Here is a 22,172-nt window from a genome sequence, read left to right as displayed (position 1 = left end):
GAATCGCACCAAGTTTTCGAGGCCGCGGCAGCGCGCCCGGCAACACGCTTGGCGGCGTGTCTAGAGGATGTGCCTATGAACGGAGGTGTGACAAATGGCTACGCCAAATGAGACCAATAGTGGACCCAGTGGCGAAAGCGCGACGTTGCTGCACACCGCGTTGTTCAAGCAGGTTTCTTCCGAAGAGGCGGAGGAACTGCTGCCGCATCTGCAGCATGCCGAATACAATAAGGGCGACTATATTTTCCGTGAAGGCGACACCGATCATCGCATGTATCTGCTGGAACGTGGGCGCGTCAAACTGATCCGGCAATCGTCCGACAGGCGTGTGCAGTTGTTGAGCATTCATGCGTACGGCGAGGTGCTGGGTGAGATTCCGGTGTTCGATCCGCACGGTGGCCCGCGCACCGCGTCCGCCGTGGCCATGACCAGTGACACGAAAGTCGTATGGCTTGAGCATGACGCCCTGTTCGCATGGCTTGACGAGCATCCGCGCGTGGCCGTCGACATGCTTCAGGTGCTCGCGCATCGCATGCGTGACAATAACGAGCGCATTTCGGAGCTTGTGTTCATGGACGTGCCGGGACGTTTGGCGAAAACGTTACTGAATCTGGCGTCACGTTTCGGCGAGCCGGTCGAGGCGGGGTTGAAGGTGCCGCACGATCTGACGCAGGAGGAAATGGCGCAGCTGGTCGGTTCGTCGCGCGAAACGGTGAACAAGGCGCTGATGGATTTCGCCAACCGTGGATGGATTGCGCGTGAGGGCCGTTCCATCATCATCTACCAGCCGGGTATGCTTATTCGTCGATCGAGACGATAATTTTCGACTATTTTCCAGCGGTTTTTAAGGTTTACGGTTGTTTGTGAGAAACCCGTGACGCCTGCGGGCGAGCGGTTGATTAGTAGACCCACCACTTTAGAATGGGCACCATGCCCGAAAAGAAGACTTTGACCGTTCAACGTGTGCTCGCACTCGTGATTGCCTACATCACGCTGAGTGTGGGTGGCGGCGTGGCCGCCAGTTTGTTCCTCCTACCGGCGGTTTTCGGCGCGAACAGCGTCGCCAAGGCGGTTATTCCGTCGCTGTCGGTCGAAGGTATTGATTTTGATGTGACCAGCCTGCCGCAGAAGTCGACCATGTACGCTTCCGATGGCACCACGAAAATCACCGAATTCTGGGATCAGAATCGTGAAGTCGTGCCGTTGAAGAAGATTTCCAAATACATGCAGCAGGCCGTGGTCTCGCGTGAAGACAGACGATTCTTCACTCACGGCGGCGTTGATGTGCAGGGTGTGTTCCGCGCGTTCGTCCAAACATACATGAAGGGCGACCATCAGGGCGGTTCATCCCTTACCCAGCAGTATGTCAAAAACGTGCTGATTCTGCAGGCGCAGCAGGATGACGATCCGATCGCGCAATACCATGCGTCGGAAGATACCATCGCACGAAAATTGAGGGAAATGCTGATTTCCGTGCAAATGGAAAAGCAGTATTCCAAGCCTGAAATTTTGCAGGGATATCTCAATATCGCACAGTTCGGCGGTAATAGTCTCTATGGCGTGCAGGCGGCTGCGAAACGGTATTTCAACACCACCGCAGATCAGCTGAACATCGTGCAGTCCGCCACCATCGCGGCAATCACCAAGAATCCGAACGCTTACGATCCTTCCGTCGAATCGAACCAGCCGGAATCCGAGAAGCAACGCAACATCGTGCTGCAGCTGATGAACGAGCAGGGTTATATTTCGGATGCGGAATATCAGGAGGCGGTCAATACTCCGCTTGCAGATACGCTTGATGTTCAGCCTATTTCCACCGGTTGCATGGCCGCGGATTATGATGCGGGCTATTTCTGCGATTACGTGGTTCATAAGATTTTGAATTCCAAGGAATTCGGCAAGACCAGCGAGGACAGGGAAAGACTGCTGAAAGAGGGCGGCCTGAAGATTGTCACCACGTTGGATATCGATGCCAACACCTTGTTGAACGAAACCGCGCGCAACACCATTCCACCGGAAGATTCCTCCGGCATGGAAATCGTGATGGCGTCCGTCAAACCGGGTACCGGAGAAGTGTTGGGCTTCGGGCTGAACCGAACGTATGATGCCACCGAAGCGGCCCAAGGCGACCAGACCAAGGATTCCATGAACTACGCAGTGGATCGAGAAGACGGCGGCGGCATGGGCTTCTCCATCGGCTCGTCGTGGAAGCCTGTCAATCTGGTGGCATGGATGGAAGCGGGACATTCTGTCAACGAGAACCTGCAGACGTCCACGAGGTATTCGACTTCGTTGTTCGCATGCGATCGTTATACCGGTGGCACTGATACGTGGAACGTCACCAACGCAATAACCAATGGAACGGTGAATCCGGAAACGCCGGCGTTGGCTTTGGCGAGGTCTCATAACACCACGCAGGCTTCCATGGGATCCATCATCGGCTTGTGCAAGATTGCCGATACCGCAACTGAACTTGGCTATCATGATGCGAATACCGGTGAGACGCTCGACAAGACCTCATCATTCGTGCCTGCCATGATGGTCGGTAACGTCAACGTGTCCCCGCTGACGATGGCAAGCATCTTCGCTGTATATGCGTCCAATGGCGTGCAATGCAATCCGATCGCGCTGAAGCAGGTGACTGATGTGGATGGCAATGATATTAAGGTGCCTTCCGCGAACTGCCATCAGGCGGTTGATCCGGAAATTATTCAAACGCTTGCTTGGGCCATGAATCAAGGCGTTGTTCGTCCTGACGGCGCAGGCGGTGTGGCACAGTTGGCCAATGGACGTAAGACCTTCGCCAAGACCGGTACCCACGAGGATCAGCTAGTTACGACAGGTGGTTTCATTCCGAACCAGATCGCTACATTCGTGCTCGTCGGTGACGTGCAGAATCCGGTTGGACACCCGATTGCGAATATCGCTATCAACGGCCAATACCACGGCTATTGGGATGGTTCCACCATCGCGGCCCCGGCATGGCGTGACTTTATGAATGCTTATGCGGAACGCAAACAGCTGCCGATTGATAACGATTATGGGCAGCCTGCGGCCAAGTATTCCGCAACATCCGGCGCGGTCACTAGGATTGGCGGTGGAAAGCAGAATGCCACACAGCAGCAAAGCACAATCATTCAGCAGCAGAACCAGTCACTTCAGCAGCAAAGCCAGTCGCTTCAGCAGCAAAGCCAGCAGAACGACCAGCAGGCTGATCAGGATCAGCAGCAGACCGAAGATGAGTGACGCTTCCGCAATTCAGTGAATGGAAGTGAACAATCAATGAACGCCCGCCATGCTCGGCGGGCGTTCTGCGTAGAATGCAGATAGTGCCGGTTCTACGGCACGAAATCTCCAGAGAAGCTCAAGGGGAATACGAAAAGAAGGTTCAGCTGATCGGCATGAAGCCGGTAGGCGCGACCGGAGGGGGAGCTACTACGATGAGCGAAGATGAAAAGAAGACGAAGCAGTCGAAGAAGGCCAAAACCAATGGCACGGTTGGCCTGTTCGATCCTATGACTTTGCGTGGAGTGACCGTGCGCAACCGTATCTGGCTGCCGCCGATGGACACGTATTCCGCGTTGGCCCAGGATGGTCTGCCCACGCCATTCCACTACCAGCATTATGTGTCGCGTGCCATGGGCGGTTTCGGCATGATTATCGTGGAAGCTACCGCAGTGGCGCCGGAGGGTCGTATTTCGCCATGCGACTTGGGATTGTGGGCCGACGAGCAGATGGATGCATGGCGTTGGATCGTTGCCGATACGAAGGCCGCCGGCGCCACCATGGCGGTGCAGCTCAACCATGCCGGACGCAAAGCCTCCACCGGTTGCTTCTCCATCGGTTTCGAGCATGAGAGCGTGCCGGAGGAGCAGGGCGGTTGGAAGACTGTGGGGCCAAGCGCCAACGCGTTCGGCTCGCTGACCAAGCCTCGCGCGTTGGCCGTTGACGAGATCCATGCCATTGTCGACCAGTTCCGCGATGCCGCTTGGCGTGCTTATGATATCGGTTTTGACGCGGTGGAAATTCATGCGGCCCACGGCTATCTGCTGTCGCAGTTCCTCGACCCGCTGATTAACGAGCGTGAGGATGAGTATGGCGGATCGTTCGAAAACCGCATCCGCATGCTGGTCGAGGTCGTGGACGCCGTGCGTTCCGTCGTGCCCGACACCATGCCGGTGCTGGTGCGCGTTTCCGCAACCGACTGGGCTGCCGGCGGTTGGGATCTCGACCAGACCGTCGACCTTGCCAAAGTATTGAAGGAGCATGGCGTCGATCTGGTGGATGTTTCCACCGGAGGCATGATTCCGGGCGTGACCATTCCGGTCAAGCCCGGCTATCAGGTTCCGTTCGCGGAGCAGGTGCGTTCGCGTGCCGGAATCCCAACCACGGCGGTCGGTCTGATCACCAAACCGAAGCAGGCCAAGAAGATTCTCAAATCCGGTGCTGCCGACGCCATCGAAATCGGACGTGTGGCATTGCGTGATCCGAACTGGCCATTGCGTGCCGCAGCCAAGCTCGATATTCCGACCGAAAATGCGCCCTATCAGCCGCAATACGTGCGTGGCGCGTATTAAATGGAACCGATAGATTGGATTATCGTCAGATAAATATCAGATAAAAACAGGCAGTATTGGTAATCGCAATAAAATAGCGTCCCGCACCATGGTATTGGTTGCGGGACGCATTATTTTTGCTGCTTTCATCTATCGGGAAGCCGGCTGAAATCAGGCGTCGATGCCGACGGCCTGGCTGACGTGGTCGAAACCGTCGCGCTTGAGCAGTTCGGCGAGACCGCGCTTCAAAACGGTGATCTGCTGCGGACCGCGGTACATCAGCGAGCTGATGAACATCACCAACGACGAGCCGGAACGGATCTTCTCATAGGCCTGCTGCGGTGTGAACACGCCGCCGATGCCTGCGATTGTGAAACGGTCGCCGTATTCGCGGTACACCTGCTTGATGCGTTCGTTGCTGGCCGCATAGCAAGGCGAGCCCGACAATCCGCCCTCCCAATCACGCGGGATGTTCATGCCGGTACGATCCTTCTGCAGGTTCGCGATCGATAGCCCCTGCACGTTGTGCTCGGCAAGCACGTCAAGCAGTTCCTTGAACTCTTCCCAGCTCTTGTTCAACGGCAGTTTTACCAGTGTGGGCTGCGGGCGTTCGATTTTGTCGAGTTCGGTGAATAGCCTGTCGAGCGCTTCCGGACTTTCGTTGAACGGTTCGCCGGCCATGGTGTTCGGGCAGGAGATGTTCACTTCGACCATGGCGGTGCGGCCGGCGGCGCGGCGCATCGAAATGCAGTAATCCTCGATGCCTTCTTCCAAATCGCCGGTTTTGTTGTCATTCGTGCGGGCGATGGACACGGAAATCTGCATGTTGCGAGCTTTCGTCCAAGCCTGCTCCGCACGAGGAACCACGATTTCCGATCCCTCATTGGCAAGACCGACGTGCACCATCATCGAATCATATTCAGGCAGGCGATGGAACCACGGCCTCGGATTGCCGGGGCATGGGCGGGACGTGGTGGAACCGACCGTTTCGAAGCCGAAACCGGCATTGTCGAGCAAGACCGGCATCTCGCAGTTCTTGTCAAGACCGGCGGAAAGACCGAACGGATTGACAAAGTCGATGCCCATAACATTGGTTTCCAGCACCGGGTCGGAGTAGTTGAGCATTTCACGGCACGCCCACATCAGCGGAGGAATGTTCTTGGTGATCTTGCAGAACTGGATCATCTGGTCATGCGCCACGTCGGGCGTTTGATTGAAAACGAAAAACGGTTTGATGATGTGCTTGTAGCCGAAGGTGAAGAGATCGGTGGTGGCTTTGTTCACCGCGTCGTGCCAGAAATTCTCAGAAACATACGTCATGGTTCACCATTCTCGCATCGTTTGCTGAAAGAAGGCAACATGGTGATCGGTTTCGTTGACGGTATGTCGACGTTCGTTTTTGTGCGATTCGGAGGATTGTGTGATATTCAGGTACACTTTTCTGCAAGTAAAACGCGCGAAACGCTCATCTCAGTTTTTATTTTGAGTGAACATGTGCGATAATGTTCGAATGATATCGTCACAACGTCAACATTTGATTTTGAGCAGGTTGCGTACCCGCGGTGCGGTGCGTATCACCGCATTGTCCAAAGAATTGGGTGTTTCCGCCATGACCATCCGTCGCGATATCGCCGATCTGGCCGACAAGGGTTTGCTGAAACGCGTGCACGGCGGCGCCGTCACCACCAGCACGCTGCTGAGCGAGCCGCTGTTCTCTGTAAAGTCGCAGATGGACATCGGCCTCAAAGACGCCATCGCACAGGAAGCCATCAAATATGTGGCGCCCGGCGACGTGATCGCCGTCGGCGGCGGCACCACGGCATACGTGTTCGCGCAACATCTGCTTGAATCGCAGCAGTCATCGGGCATAACCATCCTCACCAACTCCATTCCGGTGGCAGAACTGGTGCAGGCGCTGGAATCGAAAGACGTGGAAGTCATCGTGACCGGCGGCGTGACCACCCGATCCAACTCGCTCGTAGGGCCGATTGCCGACAAGGTGGTGTCCTCCCTGCGCGTCAACACAGTCTTCCTGGGCACGCATTCCGTGTCCATTCCGCGCGGCTTCCTCATGCCGAACTCGCTTGAGGCCGCAACCGATATGGCAATGATGGACATTGCCGATCGAACCATAATTTTGACCGATCACACCAAGTGGAGCTGCACATCATTGTCGCTTTTCGCACGCTTCGACCAGGTGGACACGGTCATTACCGATGATGGACTAGACCCCGATTCGGTTGGGAAAACAAGGGATTTGGTTAAAGAGCTCGTGCTGGCGCACCAGAACGAGCCTATTCAGGAAGGTGAATAACCATAATGAGTGAATTCGCAAACTACACTCCGGGAGAGTACGCGAAGGAACACATTCGCATCACGCCGACCACGCTCGCCGATGGCCGTGCGTTCTTCTACCTCGACGATGATCCGGAATATGTTTCCGGCGCGAAGACGCGCGAACTGAACGATCCTCGTCAGCTGGCATACCGCTTCTCCAACCAGCTCAACGCAGCCGGTGAGGAAGTGCCGTACGCCGCTCCGGAAATGCGTCGCGATCCACTGACCGGCGATTGGATTCCGATGGCGACCGCACGCATGAACCGCCCGATCACCGCAGGACCGGGTGCCACCGCCAAAGGCAACCCGCTGGCCGCACGCAAGCCGGGCGACCCGTACCAGGACGGCGAAGTGCCGGATACCGACTACAACGTGGTCGTGTTCGAAAACCGCTTCCCGTCGATGGTTCGAGTGCCGGGCCGTTCCGAAGCTGTGGAATACGTCAACGGCAACCCGCTGTGGGAGAAGAAGCTCGCCGCAGGCCGCTGCGAAGTGATCTGCTTCGACCCGGACGAAAACGGTCTGCCGGCGGATCTGCCGGTCTCCCGTCTGCGCACCGTTGTGGAAGCATGGGCGTTCCGTACCGCCGAAATCTCCAAGATGGAAGGCATCGAACAGATCTTCCCGTTCGAAAACCACGGACAGGAAATCGGCGTCTCCCTGGCGCACCCTCACGGACAGGTCTACTGCTACCCGTTCATCGCGCCGAAGATGGAAGCCGAACTCAAGCAGACCGAAGCCTACCATGAGAAGACCGGCGGCAACCTGCTCAAGGATCTCATGAACTCCGAAATCGAAGCTGGGGAGCGTATCGTCATGCGCAACCACAGCTGGGTGGCCTACGTGCCAGCCGCAGCCCGCTGGCCCCTCGAGGTACATGTGGCCCCGGTGCGCGACGTGCTCACCCTCGACGAGCTCAACGACCAGGAACGTTGGGATCTGGCCGTCATGTACTCCACCCTGCTCAAGCGCGGTAACGCGTTCTTCGACAAGGGTGACGGCAAGGGCATGGACCTGCCGTACATCGCAGCATGGCATCAGGCTCCGATCCACGACGCACGCCGTGAAAACTACCGCCTGAACCTGCAGTTCTTCTCGTTCCGCCGCGCAGCCAACAAGATCAAGTATCTGGCCGGATCTGAATCCGGCATGGCCGCATGGGTTTCCGACACCACGCCGGAACTCATCGCCAAGCGCTTCCACGAGCTCGGACCAATCGATATCGAAGGCTGAAAGCCAATAAAACCCAAAGGACAAAACACCAATGACTGCTGTTGAATTCATTGAGCCGCTCTCGCACGACGAGGGTGTGAAGAACGCGACCGACCTGTTCCGTGCCACCTACGGTGAGGAGCCGGCTGGCGTATGGGCCGCACCGGGCCGTGTGAACCTGATTGGCGAACACACCGACTACAACGCGGGCCTGTGCCTGCCGATCGCACTGCCGCACCGCACGTTCATCGCGCTCAAGCCGCGTGAAGACACCAAGGTGCGCGTGGTTTCCGACGTTGACTCCGAAAACGTTACCGAAGCCGACCTCGACGGCCTGCAGGCCGGTGGCGTGGAAGGCTGGGCCGCCTACCCGGTAGGCGTTGCCTGGGCATTGCGCGAAGCCGGCTTCGACGCGGTGCAGGGCTTCGACGCGGCATTCTCCTCCTGCGTGCCGCTCGGATCCGGTCTGAGCTCCTCCGCAGCCATGACCTGCTCCACCGCCTTGGCGTTGGATGACGTGTACGGTTTGGGTTATGGCGCATCCGATGCCGGTCGTGTGACGCTGATCAACGCCGCCATTAAGTCGGAAAACGACATGGCGGGCGCGTCCACCGGTGGTCTCGACCAGAACGCATCCATGCGCTGCACTTTCGGCCATGCGTTGCGTCTTGATTGCCGTCCAGAGCTGAGCCCGCTGGAGAACGTCTCCCAGCAGGAATTCGATCTCGACAAGTACGGTCTGGAACTGCTGGTGCTTGACACTCAGGCTCCGCACCAGCTCAACGACGGCCAGTATGCCCAGCGTCGCGCCACTTGCGAGAAGGCCGCAGAAATCCTCGGTGTGGCCAACCTGCGTGTGGTCGCCGACAGCATCGCCAAGTCCGACGATCCGTTCCAGGCGCTCAAGGAAACGCTCGACAAGCTGGAAGACGACACGATGAAGAAGCGCGTGCGCCACGTCATCACCGAAATCGCCCGTGTCAACTCCTTCGTGCGCGCCTTCGCCAACGGCAAGATCGACGAGGCAGGCCGACTGTTCAACTCGTCACATGATTCGCTCGCTGCGGATTATGAAGTGACGGTGCCCGAGTTGGATATTGCCGTGGACGTGGCTCGTGTCAACGGCGCGTACGGCGCACGTATGACCGGCGGCGGTTTCGGCGGCTCCATCATCGCACTGGTGGACAAGGGCCAGGGCCACGAGATCGCACAGAAGATTGCTGACCGCTTCGAAAAGGAAGGTTTCAACGCACCTCGCGCTTTGCCGGCGTTCGCTGCGGCTTCCGCGAGCCGCGAGGCTTGATCGCAGAAGCCGATGCAAAAACGCGCGTTGGCGCACGCCCATGAAAAGGACGTGCGCCAACGCGCGTTTTTGCACGATCTACTTGTGGACCAGATGGCGCACAGCGTATCCCACGGTGATGACCAGCAGGTACGATGCCGAATGCTTCATCCCGGCTCCCGGTGCGGCTACGTGTTTGGCCTGGTGCCGTCTGTGATCGTATTCGTGCTCCCCTCCTTCTTCCTGAAGGAGGGGAGCATCTTTCGTAAGTAGCGACGTGTCGACTTGGTGGCCGTCCTGTTCGGCTACGTTTTTGTGCGTGCAGTGGATGGGTGGTACGTGTATTTGATGAAAACGATACGTTATACGATTAACGGCGTGTCGCGATGTGGGTGATTCCGGTGTTCTGCAAGAACGGCAGTATAGAGCCGAAGTTTACGTTTGCGACGCTGGGGGACTGGTCGATGAGAGTGTTAACTATTGAGATAAACGATTAACGTTTGACATTAAACGATTAACGATTTATAGTGTTAACCACCGCAAGGAAACAACCACAAAGCAAGTGGCTGACGGGGTCGTACCGGTGCGTCTTACATCGGTACGGGGAGGAAACATCAAGGAAGAAGGAGCCTAATCATGGCACGAAGAAGTGTTCGCCTGTTGGCATCAATAGCTGCAGTCGCGACTATGGTCACGACGTTTGCCGCCTGCGGCAACAAGCAGGCCACCACAGACGAGAACGGCAAGCCAATCGTCAATATTCTGGTTCGTCGCAACGTGACCGACCATCCGATGCAGGACACCCAGTACACCAAGGATCTGGAAGCCGCCTGCGATTGCACCATCAAGTGGCAGGAAGTCTCCGACAACGCTTGGGGTCAGCAGAAGAGCGCCAAGATGGCCGCCGGTGAATTCCCGGACATTGGCTTGAGCTTGTTCAGCATGGTGGATGCGGCCAAGTACAGCACCTATTTCGAGGATCTCAAGCCGCATCTGGACAAGATGCCGAACGTCAAGAAGTTCCTCAAGGCCCAGCCGGGCGCCGCGAAGTACGTTACCGATGGCACCAAGATCGCCATGCTGCCCTCCGACCGCGGCAAGGGTTACGAGGTTTCCGGCACTCACATGTTCATCAACAAGACCTGGCTGGACAAGCTGGGACTCCAGATGCCGACCACTTGGGACGAGCTCGAGAACGTGCTCGATGCATTCAAGACCCAGGATCCGAACGGCAACGGCAAGGCTGATGAGGTGCCGATGAATATCCGCAGCCTCGGCTTCGGCCTGTGGAGCCCTCTGGCGCTGATGAACTCCGAAGGCGTGGTCACCTCCTTCATGGGCGGTGGCGCTTCCGAACAGGGCTATTATGTGGACAACGGCAAGGTTAAGAGCTATTACACCTCCGACGCGCTCAAGGACGTCGTCTCCTACCTGCACGGACTCATGGCCAAGGGCCTTATCCCGAAGGATGTGCTCACCCGCGACGCCTCGCAATACACTTCGCAGACCGTCAGTGACGGCAAGACCGCGCTGACCGGCGTCTCCTTCGGTTGGTCCAACTACGCCGAATACGGCAACGCGCTTGGCGACCAGTACGTCACCCTGCCGCCGCTGAAGAAGGACGCCTCCACGCCCGACTCCCAGGTCAAGTGGGATTATTCCCAGGACGCCTGCCGCTGGGCCTACTCCGGTTCCGGCCTGACCGTCAACCCGAACGCAGCCAACCAGGACGCCATCTACAAGGTGATCGACGCCATGTATGGCGAGAAGCTTTCCGTGGCTGGATTCTTCGGCTCTATTCCAGATATCGTCTCCGATGACGGCGACCACCAGTACACCATCGACAAGGCTAAAGCCTACGCCGAATATCCTGATACCCGCGCCGTCGCCCTGCAGGACCGCTTCGGTGGCTGGATTCGCGACGACGTGAAGATGGTCAACGACACCAACGCCGACCAGGTCACTGCGTCCGATTTGGCCATTCGTGAGGCGCGCAACCGCGTCGACGGCGTCAAGGATGTCGTACCGATTTACGTGCGCCCGGATACCGAGGACTCCAACACCCTGCAAAACAACAACACCGCCATCTCCAACTACGCGAACAACCAGATCGCGAAGTGGGTCCAGAAGGGCGGCATCGACAAGGAATGGGATGCCTACGTGAAAAAGGTGTCCGAACCGACCCTCGGCCTCGACGCCAACATCAAGATTTGGCAGAAGTGGTACGACAAGTACACCAAGTAGCCAAGTAATACCGCGGGGTCCATCGCACGGGTTCGTTTCTCTCCCGTGACTGCCGCCGGACCCCGCATTTTTGTTCCCTAGCAATCATCCTAAATTGGAGACCAACATGAGTGCACAAACATCGCAAGGCGTTGCTGCACGGACCGTGGCGATGGAAGCGGCTCCCGACCGCAAGAAACCAGGTCTGCTCGATCGCATCGCCGACCATTTACGTCGCTACTGGCAGTTGTGGATTCTTTCCGCTCCGGCATTGTTCTTCGTGGGACTGTTCTCCTACGTGCCGATGTGGGGCATCCAGCTCGCCTTCCGCGAGTTCGATCCGACCAAAGGCCTGACCGGCGGCAAATTCGTCGGTTTCAAATACTTCCTGGAATTCTTCCACAACCCGCTGTTTGGCGAGATCATGACCAACACCATCCGCATTTCCCTTTGGACACTGGTCATGGGCTTCATTTTTCCGATTATTCTGGCCCTGCTGATCAATCAGATCGGTTCTAAGAAAATCAAGGGTTTCGTACAAACGATCACCTACATGCCCCACTTCATCTCCGTGGTGGTCATCGTCTCCATGCTCAACATCTTCCTGACTCCTGGTACCGGCATTCTCGGTCGCTTCTTCGGTGATGAATCACTGATGGGCTCCACCAGCGCCATCACCGCGGTCTATTGGATCTCCGAAGTCTGGCAGCATGTTGGTTGGAACTCCATCATCTACCTGGCTGCGCTCGCCGGTGTGAACACATCGCTGTACGAGGCGGCGAAGATCGACGGTGCAGGCCGTCTGCAGTTGATTCGCTACGTCGATATTCCTGCGATCATGCCGACATGTGCGATCCTGCTCATCATGAACATGGGCTCCGTGCTCAACGTGGGCTTCGACAAGATCTATCTGATGCAGAATTCGCTGAACATGCCGGCCACCGAAGTCATCGCCACATACACCTACAAAATCGGTATTATCAATGGCCAATACTCGTATTCGACGGCAATTGGCCTGTTCAACACCTTGGTCAACTTCATCTTCCTGATCACCGCGAATGCAATCGCCAAGCGCGTTTCCGATACGAGCATTTTCTAGAAGGGTTTTATCATGTCTGCAACAATTGAGGCTGTTACCCAGAACAAGAACGACATTCCCTGGAACAAGCACGTGCGCCAGAAGCAGAAGCCGGGTGACCTGGCGGTGTCGGGCGTCATCAATGTGCTGCTGCTCCTGACCATTGTGGCGGTGCTCTATCCGCTGTGGTTCGTGGTCATTGCATCATTTTCAAATCCGAACGCCGTGGCCGGCGGTGAAGTGCTGCTGCTACCCAAGGGTGTGACCTTCGCTGGCTATGCTAAGGTGTTCGCCAACCAGCGCATCTGGCAGGGCTATCTCAACACCATCATCTATTCGGTGGTCGGCACCGCGGTCAACATGGCAGTGACCATTCCCTGCGCTTTCGCGCTATCCCGTCGCGAGTTCAAGCCGCGACGCGTGATCATGTTCCTGTTCACCGTGACCATGTTCATCGCCGGCGGCCTGATTCCGAACTACCTGCTGTACAAGAGCCTCGGCATCAACAACAGCATGTGGGTGTTCATCCTGCCTGGCGCGGTTTCCGTGTACAACGTGATCGTGGCCCGCTCCTTCTTCGAAACCTCTATCCCCGAAGAGCTCTTCGACGCGGCCCAAATCGACGGGCTGAGCTATTTTGGCTACTTCTTCAAGATTGTGCTGCCGTTAAGCTCCGCGATTCTGGCTGTAATTGGTCTGTACTACTTTGTCGGCCATTGGAACGACTTCATGACGGGCCTTATCTACATCACCGACGACAAGAAGCAGCCATTGCAGGTGGTGTTGCAGCAGTTGCTGTTGGTGGCGCAGGGTACTGGAACCAATGTTAACGCGGCTGCGCAGCAGCAGGCCGCCGATCAGATCAAGTTCGGCATCATCATCGTCTCTACTCTGCCTCTGCTTGTGCTCTATCCGTTCTTGCAGAAGTACTTCAACAAGGGTGTGATGCTCGGCGCGGTCAAGGGGTGAGTCAAACGCAATCCGACAAGAAACAACCAATCTAAAAGCCAGCCGATAGAAAGGATTCGCTATGCTTGCCCGCTTCTCTGTGGCCTACGAGCGGTTCTGCCGTCTGCTAGTCGCGATTTTCGTGGTCAACGTGGCTATACTCGCGCACACTCTGATGGGAGCCGTCGTGCTGGGATTTCTCCCCTCGTTCGCGGCTGCGCAGGCTACGTTCCGTGCGTGGGTGCTTTCTGAGGACCGTTCAATGCGGGCCAAGGAAGTTTGGAAGACGTTCCACGGCTTCTGGAAAAGCGAAGTCAAGCGCGCGAATCTTTTCGGTTGGCCTTTGATTATTCTCTGGGCCGTGGTCATCGTCGACTACTACGTAATGAACTGGCATGCTCGCGGCGATTTCGACATCATGGTTTCCGGCGTGCTGCTGCTCATCATCGTAGTTTTGGCAGTGTTCTCGTCCTTGGTTTGGGTGGTGCGCGCGAACTATGAAGAGAGCCCCGTCTGGATTGTTCGTACAACACTGGCGATGATTGTGGCACGCCCGTTGTGCAGCCTTCTGCAGGTCGGACTGCTGATTCTTACCGTGCTTGTATGGGTGCAATGGCCTGGAATTCTCATGGTGTTCGGCTTGTCGCTGCCGATGTTCTGCACAGCCTGGATTATTTATTCATTCGGCCGTCTGCCTGGAATGGACATTCATGACCGCATGGAACAGAGCACGGGCCACGCCCGAAACCAGACATCGTGACATGTTCGCAAAAAAGGGGGTGATAAAATGGTGCAGTCGTCAGTAAGGCAACGAGTGAACAGGTCCAAACGATTGGTATCCATCAAAGACATAGCTAAGGAAGCGGGTGTTTCCGTATGCACTGTGTCTTTGGTTATGAACAACAAGGATCACAATCGCGTCAGCAAGGCGGTTGCGCAGAAAATCCGTGCGACTGCCAAGAGCATGGGGTACAAGCCCAATTCTGTGGCGCGCACCCTACGTACCAGCAAATCCAATACTCTGGGATTTGTGACCGATGAGATCGCCACGACCCCGTACGCGAGCAAGGTACTCGAAGGTGCGCAGGATGCCGCGAGCAAGCTCGGATACATACTGCTTACCACGAACACCAATAATGACGCCGAACTTGAGAACCAAGAAATATCCGCCCTGCTCCGATACAACGTGGATGGCTTCCTATACGCCATGATGTTCCACCGCAAAGTGGACATTCCCGAAGTCTTGGAAGGTAGCCCGACCGTAGTGGTGGACAGTGAGGATGCAGCGGGGCGAGTTCCCTCGGTCTACCCCGATGATGAACTGGCGGGGTATGACGCCACCAACCGTCTGATCCAAGCTGGATGCAGACGCATCGTCTACTACGGTTCCGCAACCTCCATCGTCGCGCAAGAGCAACGTCTGACTGGTTACCGACGTGCGCTTGCGGAAGCGGGCATTCCATTCGATGACGCTTTGGTTGTCGAAGTATCGGAATTTACTAACGCGGACGATGAAGCGGCGCGGGTGTTCGACGAAATCAAGCCGGACGGCATCTTTTGTTTCAACGATGTGCGCGCCACTTTCATCTACGAAGCCGCACGCGAACGCGGAGTGCGCATCGGCGCTGACGTGTCGGTGATCAGCATCGATAACCAGCCGTTCATCACTAATGTGATCAAACCATCACTGACTACGCTGGAACTACCCCATTATGAGATGGGTTTTGAAGCGGTTCGGCAACTTGTCGCCATACTTGACGGCGACAAGGCCGTAGCCGATCTTGAGTCCGATCGTAGCATGGCGGTGCAGAGGCAACGTGATGGCAGCAAAACAGCATTGCGCTGCCGCATCATCGAACGCGATTCCATCGTGTCGTGACGGACGTTTCTTTCCGTATTTGTTTTTCTAATTATCTGTTTTTCAATGCGTAGCCACGTGCTATCCGATCATGTGGCGCTGTGGAGGAGATCATTATGCCTGACAACTATTCCGTTGCCATCGAAACCGGCGGCTACCGTCTGCTGGAATTGTTCGCCGAAAGATGCGGCGATGACGCTGCCGTCACCATTACAGACGGGGACGGCCATCAAATCGCCAGCCATGCCATGCCGGTGGCCGAGCGTCGTCACCATTTCTTGATTCCGGTGCCGACGAACGTGCGTATTACGGTGAGTGCGCACCGACTGACCGTACGGTTCGCCTACTTGTCCGAGTGTGAGAATCTCCTTGATGAAGGCGTGCGTTTCATCAGCATGAATCCGTACGACAATGAATGGGATACGCAGCCGACGCTGGAGCAGATCTATGATCGCTTCGCTCGCCCTGCGGCGCATTTCGAGCCATTCGCTCGCTGGATGAATGATCCTAACGGCCTGTGTCGTTTCCAAGGACGCTACCATCTGTTCTACCAATTCAATCCGTATGGTTTTGGCTGGGACAATATGCACTGGGGGCATGCGGTGAGCCGCGATCTGGTGCATTGGACGCATCTGCCAATCTTCCTCGAACCGCAGCCGGAGCTGCATATCGACGAACGCATCGTTGGTGGCGCGTTCTCCGGATCCGCGGTGACGGTGGATGCGTGTGACAATCCCTGCAAGGGTGATGATGCGGCCGCTATTCGCCTGTATCTAACCCGGCACCTGGAGACTCGCGGAGACGAATCGTCTGTTACTGAATACCAGACCACCTGCTTGTGTGAGGATGGCGTGCATGTGAGTGTCGAATCTCCGGTCGCGTTGCGCGTTAACGATGGTTTTGGCTTCGATTTCCGTGATCCGAAGGTGGAAACCGGCATGTCTGGCGAGGCTATCAATCCGGAACGCGCTTACATGGTGACCGCCACGAATCTGCCGGTCTCCGAATTCGATACTGATGCTGTGTCCTCCGCGGCGCCTGGCATCAGCGTACAGGGTACAGACGGCTGGTTCACATGCGGTCCGCAAGGCAGGCCCGGCACCGACAAGCCCAATATGGACACGGTGCCTGCCATGGCGCTCTTCTCCGCGAAGAAACCACTCAAGCGCAACGTGACGTGGCAGTATGAAGGACCGGTGCTCGCCGATTTCGGCCACCAGCTATCGCGTACCTACGAATGTCCTGACCTGTTCCAGCTCGACGGCAAGACAGTCGCCATCGGCGCGTTGATGCACTACCGTGACAAGCAAGGTCGTTTCCAGCAGGTGCGTTGGTATGTTGGTGATCTCAAGGACACCGCCGAAGGTCCACGTTTGCAGGTAGAGAACAGTGATTGGTGTGATTTCGGTACCGGCTACTATGCCACGCAAAGCTTTGCCGACGACGGGCGTCGTATCGTGTTCGGCTGGTATACCGACTTTCCCGCGATGCGTGTGGAAAAGCCGTGCATCGCCAACGGCATGATGTCGCTGCCACGTGAACTGCACGTGCGTGACGGCCGCTTGACCAGCCGTCCTGTCAAAGAAGCGTACGAGCAGCTGCTAGGCGATCGTTTGGAAGCGCATGCAGACGAAAACGGGACCTTCTTTATTGTGCCGAACAACGCGTATTACACGGACATGCATCTGGCCGACGATGACGATTTCACAATGCTCATCGCGACCGGTACCAATCCCGCCAATGGTGATTCGACTGAATTGCAGCTGCAGCGTCGCGACGGCGTGACCCGACTGGTCACGAAGGGAACAGTCGTGGACGACATCGATTTCGATAGCGGCATCGCCGATGTTCGTCGCGTCGAAATCTTCTTCGACCGTAATGTGGTGGAAGTCTTCCTTAACAACGGCGAAGCGGCCGGCAGCATGCTGTTCCAAGGTGCGGACGGCGATGGCGAGTTCCGTTTTGTTGCTGACGGCAAGGTCGATTGCGTGGATGTGCGTGTGCTTGACGGCATCTGGCGGTGACATACAGCTGCTGCAGAGGCAGGTGATATCCGACAGTCATCTCAGTATGTAAGGCAAATAGACGAAAGGCACGTGTTTTGGCACGTGTCTTTCCTATACTTGAGCACACGTCCGGCAATTTGCCGAGACGGTAACTGGATATTCACACCTCACGTTTAGGGAGTTCCATGAACAAGGCAATCATCACCGTCGTCGGCCAGGATACTGTCGGCATTATCGCACGCGTCTGCACATACCTTTCCGAACATCAGGTCAACGTGCTTGACATTTCCCAGACCATCATCGACGGTTTCTTCAACATGATGATGATTGTGGACTATTCCAACACCGACAAGGAATTCGGCGAGGTCGTGGACGATCTCGACAAGCTCGGCGAAGAGATCGGCGTGCGCATCCGCTGCCAGCGTGAAGAGATCTTCACCAAGATGCACCGCGTCTGATCCATCAGGGTTCATCGGTAAGGAGCGAAGGAACACATCATGCTGAATATCATGGAGGTCCACGAGACCAACAAGATGATCGAGCAGGAGAAGCTCGACGTACGCACCATCACCATGGGCATCAGCCTGCTGGACTGCGCGGCCGACAGCGTCGACGAAGTCTGCGACAACATCTACAACAAAATCACCACGTACGCCAAGGATCTCGTATCCACCGGCAAAGCCATCGAACGCGACTACGGCATTCCGATCGTCAACAAGCGCATCACTGTCACCCCAATTTCCTTGGTCGGCGCAAGCTCGTGCAAAACGTCGGATGATTTCGTGAAAATCGCGCATGCGCTTGACAAGGCGGCGAAGAAGGTCGGCGTCGACCTGATCGGCGGCTACTCCGCTCTCGTATCCAAGTCCATGACCCCTGCTGAAGAGCTGCTCATCCGCTCCCTGCCGAAGGCGCTGAGCGAAACCGACATTGTCTGCTCGTCCGTCAACGTGGGATCCACTAAGACCGGCATCGACATGAACTCCGTCGAACTGCTCGGCCACATCATCAAAGACATCGCACATGCCACCGCAGATAACGATTCCTACGGATGCGTGAAATTCGTGGCATTCTGCAATGCCCCCGACGACAACCCGTTCATGGCAGGTGGCTTCCATGGCGTAACCGAAGGCGACGCGGTCATCAACGTCGGCGTTTCCGGCCCCGGCGTGGTTTCCCGCGCGCTCGACGAAGCCAAGGGCAAGGACTTCGAATTCCTGTGCGAAACCATCAAGCGCACTGCGTTCAAGATTACGCGCGTCGGCCAGCTGGTGGCACAGGAGGCATCCCGTCGCCTCGGCATTCCATTCGGCATCATCGACCTTTCCCTCGCACCGACCCCGGCCGTAGGCGACTCCGTCGGCGAAGTGCTTGAGAAGATCGGCCTCGAACAGGTTGGTGCACCGGGCACCACCGCGGCGCTCGCCATGCTCAACGATCAGGTGAAGAAGGGCGGCATCATGGCGTCCTCCTACGTCGGCGGACTGTCCGGCGCGTTCATCCCTGTCTCCGAAGACAAGAACATGATCGATGCGGCAACCAATGGCTGCCTGAAGATCGAAAAGCTTGAAGCCATGACCTGCGTGTGCTCCGTCGGACTTGACATGATCGCCATTCCGGGAGACACCACCGCATCCACCATTTCCGGCATCATCGCCGATGAGGCCGCGATCGGCATGGTCAACCAGAAGACCACGGCTGTGCGCGTGATTCCGGTTGAAGGCAAAGGCGTAGGGGAGATGGCCAACTTCGGCGGCCTGATGGGATATGCGCCGATCATTCCAGTCAACCAGACCAGCTGCGAAGCTTTCGTGACTCGAGGCGGTCGCATCCCTGCCCCAATCCACAGCTTCAAAAACTAGCCCCTCCCTTCCCTCTTCCCGATGCATGCTTGTCGCGTGCGATTCATTCTTGCGATCTGTGCTTGCGTTGGGTGCATAAGCTGCTGTAATGGGGAGGTCGCAGAAGAGCGGGATATTCTATTCGCGACACACTCAAGGCCGTTTGGCCAAGCTTACGGTCTCGAACAGAATATCCCGCTCTTCTGCTCGCTTTCGTACATCTCGTTGCGTCTTGCATAAAAGAAAAGAAAACTTACTTAAGTTGAACTCAGCGCAGCTGGAGAGGCGGCGGGGTCTGTTTCAGACCGTAAAGACTTGGCCTGAGCGGCCTGGAGCGTGTCGGGAATAGACCCCGCCGCCTCTCCAGCGGAACTTGCTATACAAAAGCAAAATTATTGAAAAACCTAGAAGTTGGCAGGCAGGGGAGGAATCACTGGCCGCCGGCGAAGCCTAGCTGGCGCCAAGCTTCATAGATGGCAATGGACGCGCAGTTGGTGAGGTTCAGGGAGCGCAGGCTTGGGCGCATTGGCAATCGCACCTGTTCGGTCACGTGCGGCCCGGCCATAATATCCATCGGATCGGGAATATTGCCCGGCTCCGGGCCGAACAGCAGAATGTCGGTCGGTTTGTATTCGATGTCGGTATACAGTTTGGTGGCATGTGCGGTGAACGCGATGATGCGAGAATTCGGCATGGATTCCACTAGGTTTTCAAAATTCGGGTGTAATACCACGTGCGCCATGTCGTGATAATCCAATCCGGCGCGGCGCAGCTTCGTATCGCGCAGATTGAATCCAAGCGGCTCCACCAAATGCAGGATCGTGCCGGTCACTGCGCACAGGCGGATTGCCGAACCGGTGTTGCCTGGAATTCGGGGGGAGTAGTAGCACAGGTGGGGCGTGGAGGTTTCGGCTTTTGCCGCGTCTTCGGCCGACAGCATCGCGTCGACTACGGAAATCGGATTGCCGTGCGCATCGGTCACGAGTTCGTCCGGGCCGTAATTCGATTTGCGGTAGCCGTATTCGAACATTTTCTCGACTTTGGCTTCCGCTGCGTTTGCGCCTTGCGCGTCATTGGTATGCTCTTCGTTCGTCATGAATGCAAGAATAGGTACGATGAACGACACGAATGGGAATAATGCTGAAATCGAAAACGCCGAAGCTGTGGCGGTCGCGCTCGCCGAATGGTGGCATGCCTCGGCGCGTGATCTGCCGTGGCGATTCGGCCGTGCCACGCCATGGGGTGTGCTTGTTTCCGAGGTGATGAGCCAGCAGACGCAGATGAGCCGTGTGGTGCCGTATTGGAACGATTGGATGGAGCGTTGGCCTGATGCGGCTGCGCTTGCAGGTGCGGCGAAATCTGATGTGATCACTGCCTGGGGCAGGCTTGGGTACCCTCGGCGTGCGTTGCGATTGCAGGAATGCGCTCGTGTGGTCGCTTCCGACTATGGCAATGAGCTACCGCAAACATACGATGAGCTGTTGGCTCTGCCGGGTATCGGCGATTACACGGCCAGCGCGGTGATGAGTTTCGCGTTCGGAGAGCGCATCGCGGTGGTAGATACGAATATTCGCAGGGTGCTTTCGCGGGTTTTCCTTGGTGCGGAGTCGCTTGGTGGTGCTGCGAGCCCTGCTGAGCGTGCGTTGGCGAAGCAAGTGTTGCCGCAAGATGGTGAGTCGAAATGCAGGCGGTTCGACCGTTCTTCGGTGGTGTGGAATCAGTCGGTCATGGAATTGGGCGCGATTGTGTGTACGGCGAAATCGCCGTTGTGTGAGGCGTGTCCGGTTTCTTCGCGGTGTGTGTTTTTGCGTGATGGACGCCCGGGATTGGGGGAACGTCGCACCAGGCCGCGTCAGCGTTTCCAAGGTACGGATCGTCAGGTGCGTGGGCTGGTGCTGAATGCGTTGCGTAATCTGCCGGAAGGTGAGATTGCCGTCGACCGTAAGTCGCTTGAACGATTGTGGAATGATCATATCCAACTTGACCGTTGCATCGCGTCGTTGGACGAGGATGGTCTTATTGAGATCCTGCCGAATGCGGATGTGCGTCTTCCGGTATGAAAAAGGCGGGTGCTGACGTTCTTTGGATGCGTGCACGCTAGACTGTGGAATCATGGCACAGAAGACGTCCTCGAAATCCGGCAAGAAGCGTTCGAAAGAGCAGCAGACGATATTTCGTCGTCGTCGCATTGTCTTCGGTATTGCGGTGGTGGTGCTGGTCTCTTTTCTGGTGTTTTGCCTGTATTCCCTGTCTAGGGGGATTGTTGCGGTGAATCGGGAGATTCATCATGCGGATGTGTATGCGATTTCCCGTAAGGAAGTGCCGTCCCCGACGAAGAAGAAGAAAAGCGGGGTGCCGGATTGCGGCGCGACGAATGTTGCGCTTTCGTTGACTCCTGCGGCGTCGAGTTTCGGCGTGGGCGGTTCGATGGATTTTACGACGGATATCAAATATGACGGTTCCAGCAAGGTCGGCTGTTTGGTTGATATATCGGCTTCCAACGTTGTGTTGACGATCAAATCGGGCGATGATGTGATTTGGAAGTCGAATGTGTGTCCTGTGGATGCTGATTATCGTCTCTTGGCGAAGGGCGACGAGGTCAAGCAGACGATTACTTGGCCGGGAACGCGTATCGGCAGTGAGTGTGTGGAGGAATCCACCCTACCGAAGGCGGATCGGGGCGTGTATTCGGCGCAGCTTTCACTTGAAGGGCATCCCAAAGCCAAGTCCGATCCGGTCGGCATAACTGTCGAATAAAAATCTACAGGATATGTTATTCTCATGACTTTGCGTACATGCGTGTCATATAGCGGGCACGCTGACAAAGAAGA

The 22,172-nt window shown here is 56.6% G+C and carries 18 protein-coding genes; 16 read left to right on the top strand and 2 right to left on the bottom strand.

The features are described 5' to 3' along the window. The first annotated feature begins 94 nt into the window (after positions 1 to 94). From AH68_RS08065 to AH68_RS08055, 3 genes are all read left to right on the top strand, one after another. Positions 95 to 820, top strand: a complete 726-nt coding sequence (locus tag AH68_RS08065; protein ID WP_033501645.1) for a Crp/Fnr family transcriptional regulator — start codon at positions 95 to 97, stop codon at positions 818 to 820. Positions 821 to 921: 101 nt separating this feature from the next. After that, a complete protein-coding gene (locus AH68_RS08060) occupies positions 922 to 3,246 on the top strand; it encodes a transglycosylase domain-containing protein (RefSeq protein ID WP_081995913.1) in 2,325 nt (774 codons plus the stop codon). A 194-nt stretch (positions 3,247 to 3,440) separates the two neighbouring features. Next, entirely contained in the window at positions 3,441 to 4,577 is a 1,137-nt protein-coding gene (locus AH68_RS08055) for an NADH:flavin oxidoreductase/NADH oxidase (protein ID WP_039199990.1), read from the top strand. 150 nt (positions 4,578 to 4,727) lie between these two features. Here AH68_RS08055 and AH68_RS08050 read toward each other — a convergent pair whose 3' ends face one another. Beyond that, on the bottom strand, positions 4,728 to 5,876 hold the full coding sequence (locus AH68_RS08050) for a quinone-dependent dihydroorotate dehydrogenase (protein ID WP_039199156.1): 1,149 nt from the start codon (positions 5,874 to 5,876) through the stop codon (positions 4,728 to 4,730). A gap of 190 nt (positions 5,877 to 6,066) precedes the next feature. Here AH68_RS08050 and AH68_RS08045 point away from each other — a divergent pair, with 190 nt between their 5' ends. The 11 genes from AH68_RS08045 (at position 6,067) to AH68_RS07990 (ending at position 19,362) form a co-directional block, all read left to right on the top strand. Further along, positions 6,067 to 6,870 carry a DeoR/GlpR family DNA-binding transcription regulator gene (locus AH68_RS08045; protein WP_039199155.1) on the top strand — a complete coding sequence of 268 codons (804 nt, stop codon included), beginning with the start codon at positions 6,067 to 6,069 and terminating at the stop codon, positions 6,868 to 6,870. A gap of 5 nt (positions 6,871 to 6,875) precedes the next feature. Beyond that, positions 6,876 to 8,126, top strand: coding sequence for a galactose-1-phosphate uridylyltransferase (gene galT / locus AH68_RS08040; protein WP_033501640.1), 1,251 nt, complete (start codon positions 6,876 to 6,878; stop codon positions 8,124 to 8,126). A 31-nt stretch (positions 8,127 to 8,157) separates the two neighbouring features. Beyond that, positions 8,158 to 9,408, top strand: a complete 1,251-nt coding sequence (galK, locus tag AH68_RS08035) for a galactokinase (RefSeq protein WP_039199154.1) — start codon at positions 8,158 to 8,160, stop codon at positions 9,406 to 9,408. A gap of 615 nt (positions 9,409 to 10,023) precedes the next feature. Then, positions 10,024 to 11,631 carry a type 2 periplasmic-binding domain-containing protein gene (locus AH68_RS08025; RefSeq protein WP_039199152.1) on the top strand — a complete coding sequence of 536 codons (1,608 nt, stop codon included), beginning with the start codon at positions 10,024 to 10,026 and terminating at the stop codon, positions 11,629 to 11,631. Between the two features lie 106 nt (positions 11,632 to 11,737). Next, on the top strand, positions 11,738 to 12,709 hold the full coding sequence (locus AH68_RS08020) for an ABC transporter permease (RefSeq protein ID WP_012578329.1): 972 nt from the start codon (positions 11,738 to 11,740) through the stop codon (positions 12,707 to 12,709). A gap of 12 nt (positions 12,710 to 12,721) precedes the next feature. Further along, positions 12,722 to 13,657 (top strand): carbohydrate ABC transporter permease, encoded by a 936-nt coding sequence (locus AH68_RS08015; RefSeq protein ID WP_039199151.1) that lies wholly within the window; start codon positions 12,722 to 12,724, stop codon positions 13,655 to 13,657. A 61-nt stretch (positions 13,658 to 13,718) separates the two neighbouring features. Further along, complete coding sequence (locus tag AH68_RS08010) at positions 13,719 to 14,396, top strand: YesL family protein (protein WP_039199150.1); 678 nt, start codon at positions 13,719 to 13,721, stop codon at positions 14,394 to 14,396. 27 nt (positions 14,397 to 14,423) lie between these two features. Further along, on the top strand, positions 14,424 to 15,515 hold the full coding sequence (locus tag AH68_RS08005) for a LacI family DNA-binding transcriptional regulator (RefSeq protein WP_039199149.1): 1,092 nt from the start codon (positions 14,424 to 14,426) through the stop codon (positions 15,513 to 15,515). A 95-nt stretch (positions 15,516 to 15,610) separates the two neighbouring features. Then, complete coding sequence (locus tag AH68_RS08000) at positions 15,611 to 17,518, top strand: glycoside hydrolase family 32 protein (RefSeq protein ID WP_039199148.1); 1,908 nt, start codon at positions 15,611 to 15,613, stop codon at positions 17,516 to 17,518. 167 nt (positions 17,519 to 17,685) lie between these two features. Further along, a complete protein-coding gene (locus AH68_RS07995) occupies positions 17,686 to 17,958 on the top strand; it encodes an ACT domain-containing protein (protein WP_004221322.1) in 273 nt (90 codons plus the stop codon). Between the two features lie 39 nt (positions 17,959 to 17,997). After that, positions 17,998 to 19,362, top strand: a complete 1,365-nt coding sequence (locus tag AH68_RS07990; RefSeq protein ID WP_004221323.1) for a PFL family protein — start codon at positions 17,998 to 18,000, stop codon at positions 19,360 to 19,362. Between the two features lie 409 nt (positions 19,363 to 19,771). On the opposite strand, the gene AH68_RS07985 is transcribed toward AH68_RS07990, so the two are convergent. Then, a complete protein-coding gene (locus AH68_RS07985; protein WP_081995912.1) occupies positions 19,772 to 20,437 on the bottom strand; it encodes a tRNA (cytidine(34)-2'-O)-methyltransferase in 666 nt (221 codons plus the stop codon). A 19-nt stretch (positions 20,438 to 20,456) separates the two neighbouring features. Here AH68_RS07985 and AH68_RS07980 point away from each other — a divergent pair, with 19 nt between their 5' ends. Beyond that, the gene (locus tag AH68_RS07980; RefSeq protein ID WP_173405857.1) at positions 20,457 to 21,401 is read left to right on the top strand and encodes an A/G-specific adenine glycosylase; all 945 of its coding nucleotides are present in this window, start codon (positions 20,457 to 20,459) and stop codon (positions 21,399 to 21,401) included. A 52-nt stretch (positions 21,402 to 21,453) separates the two neighbouring features. Next, a complete protein-coding gene (locus AH68_RS07975) occupies positions 21,454 to 22,098 on the top strand; it encodes a hypothetical protein (protein WP_039199146.1) in 645 nt (214 codons plus the stop codon). Positions 22,099 to 22,172: the final 74 nt, after the last annotated feature.

It is taken from the genome of Bifidobacterium catenulatum PV20-2 (genome assembly GCF_000800455.1).
GTDB lineage: Bacteria > Actinomycetota > Actinomycetes > Actinomycetales > Bifidobacteriaceae > Bifidobacterium > Bifidobacterium kashiwanohense_A.
Note: the sequence above shows the minus strand (reverse complement) of the source record. Positions and strands in the feature narration are given on the sequence as shown.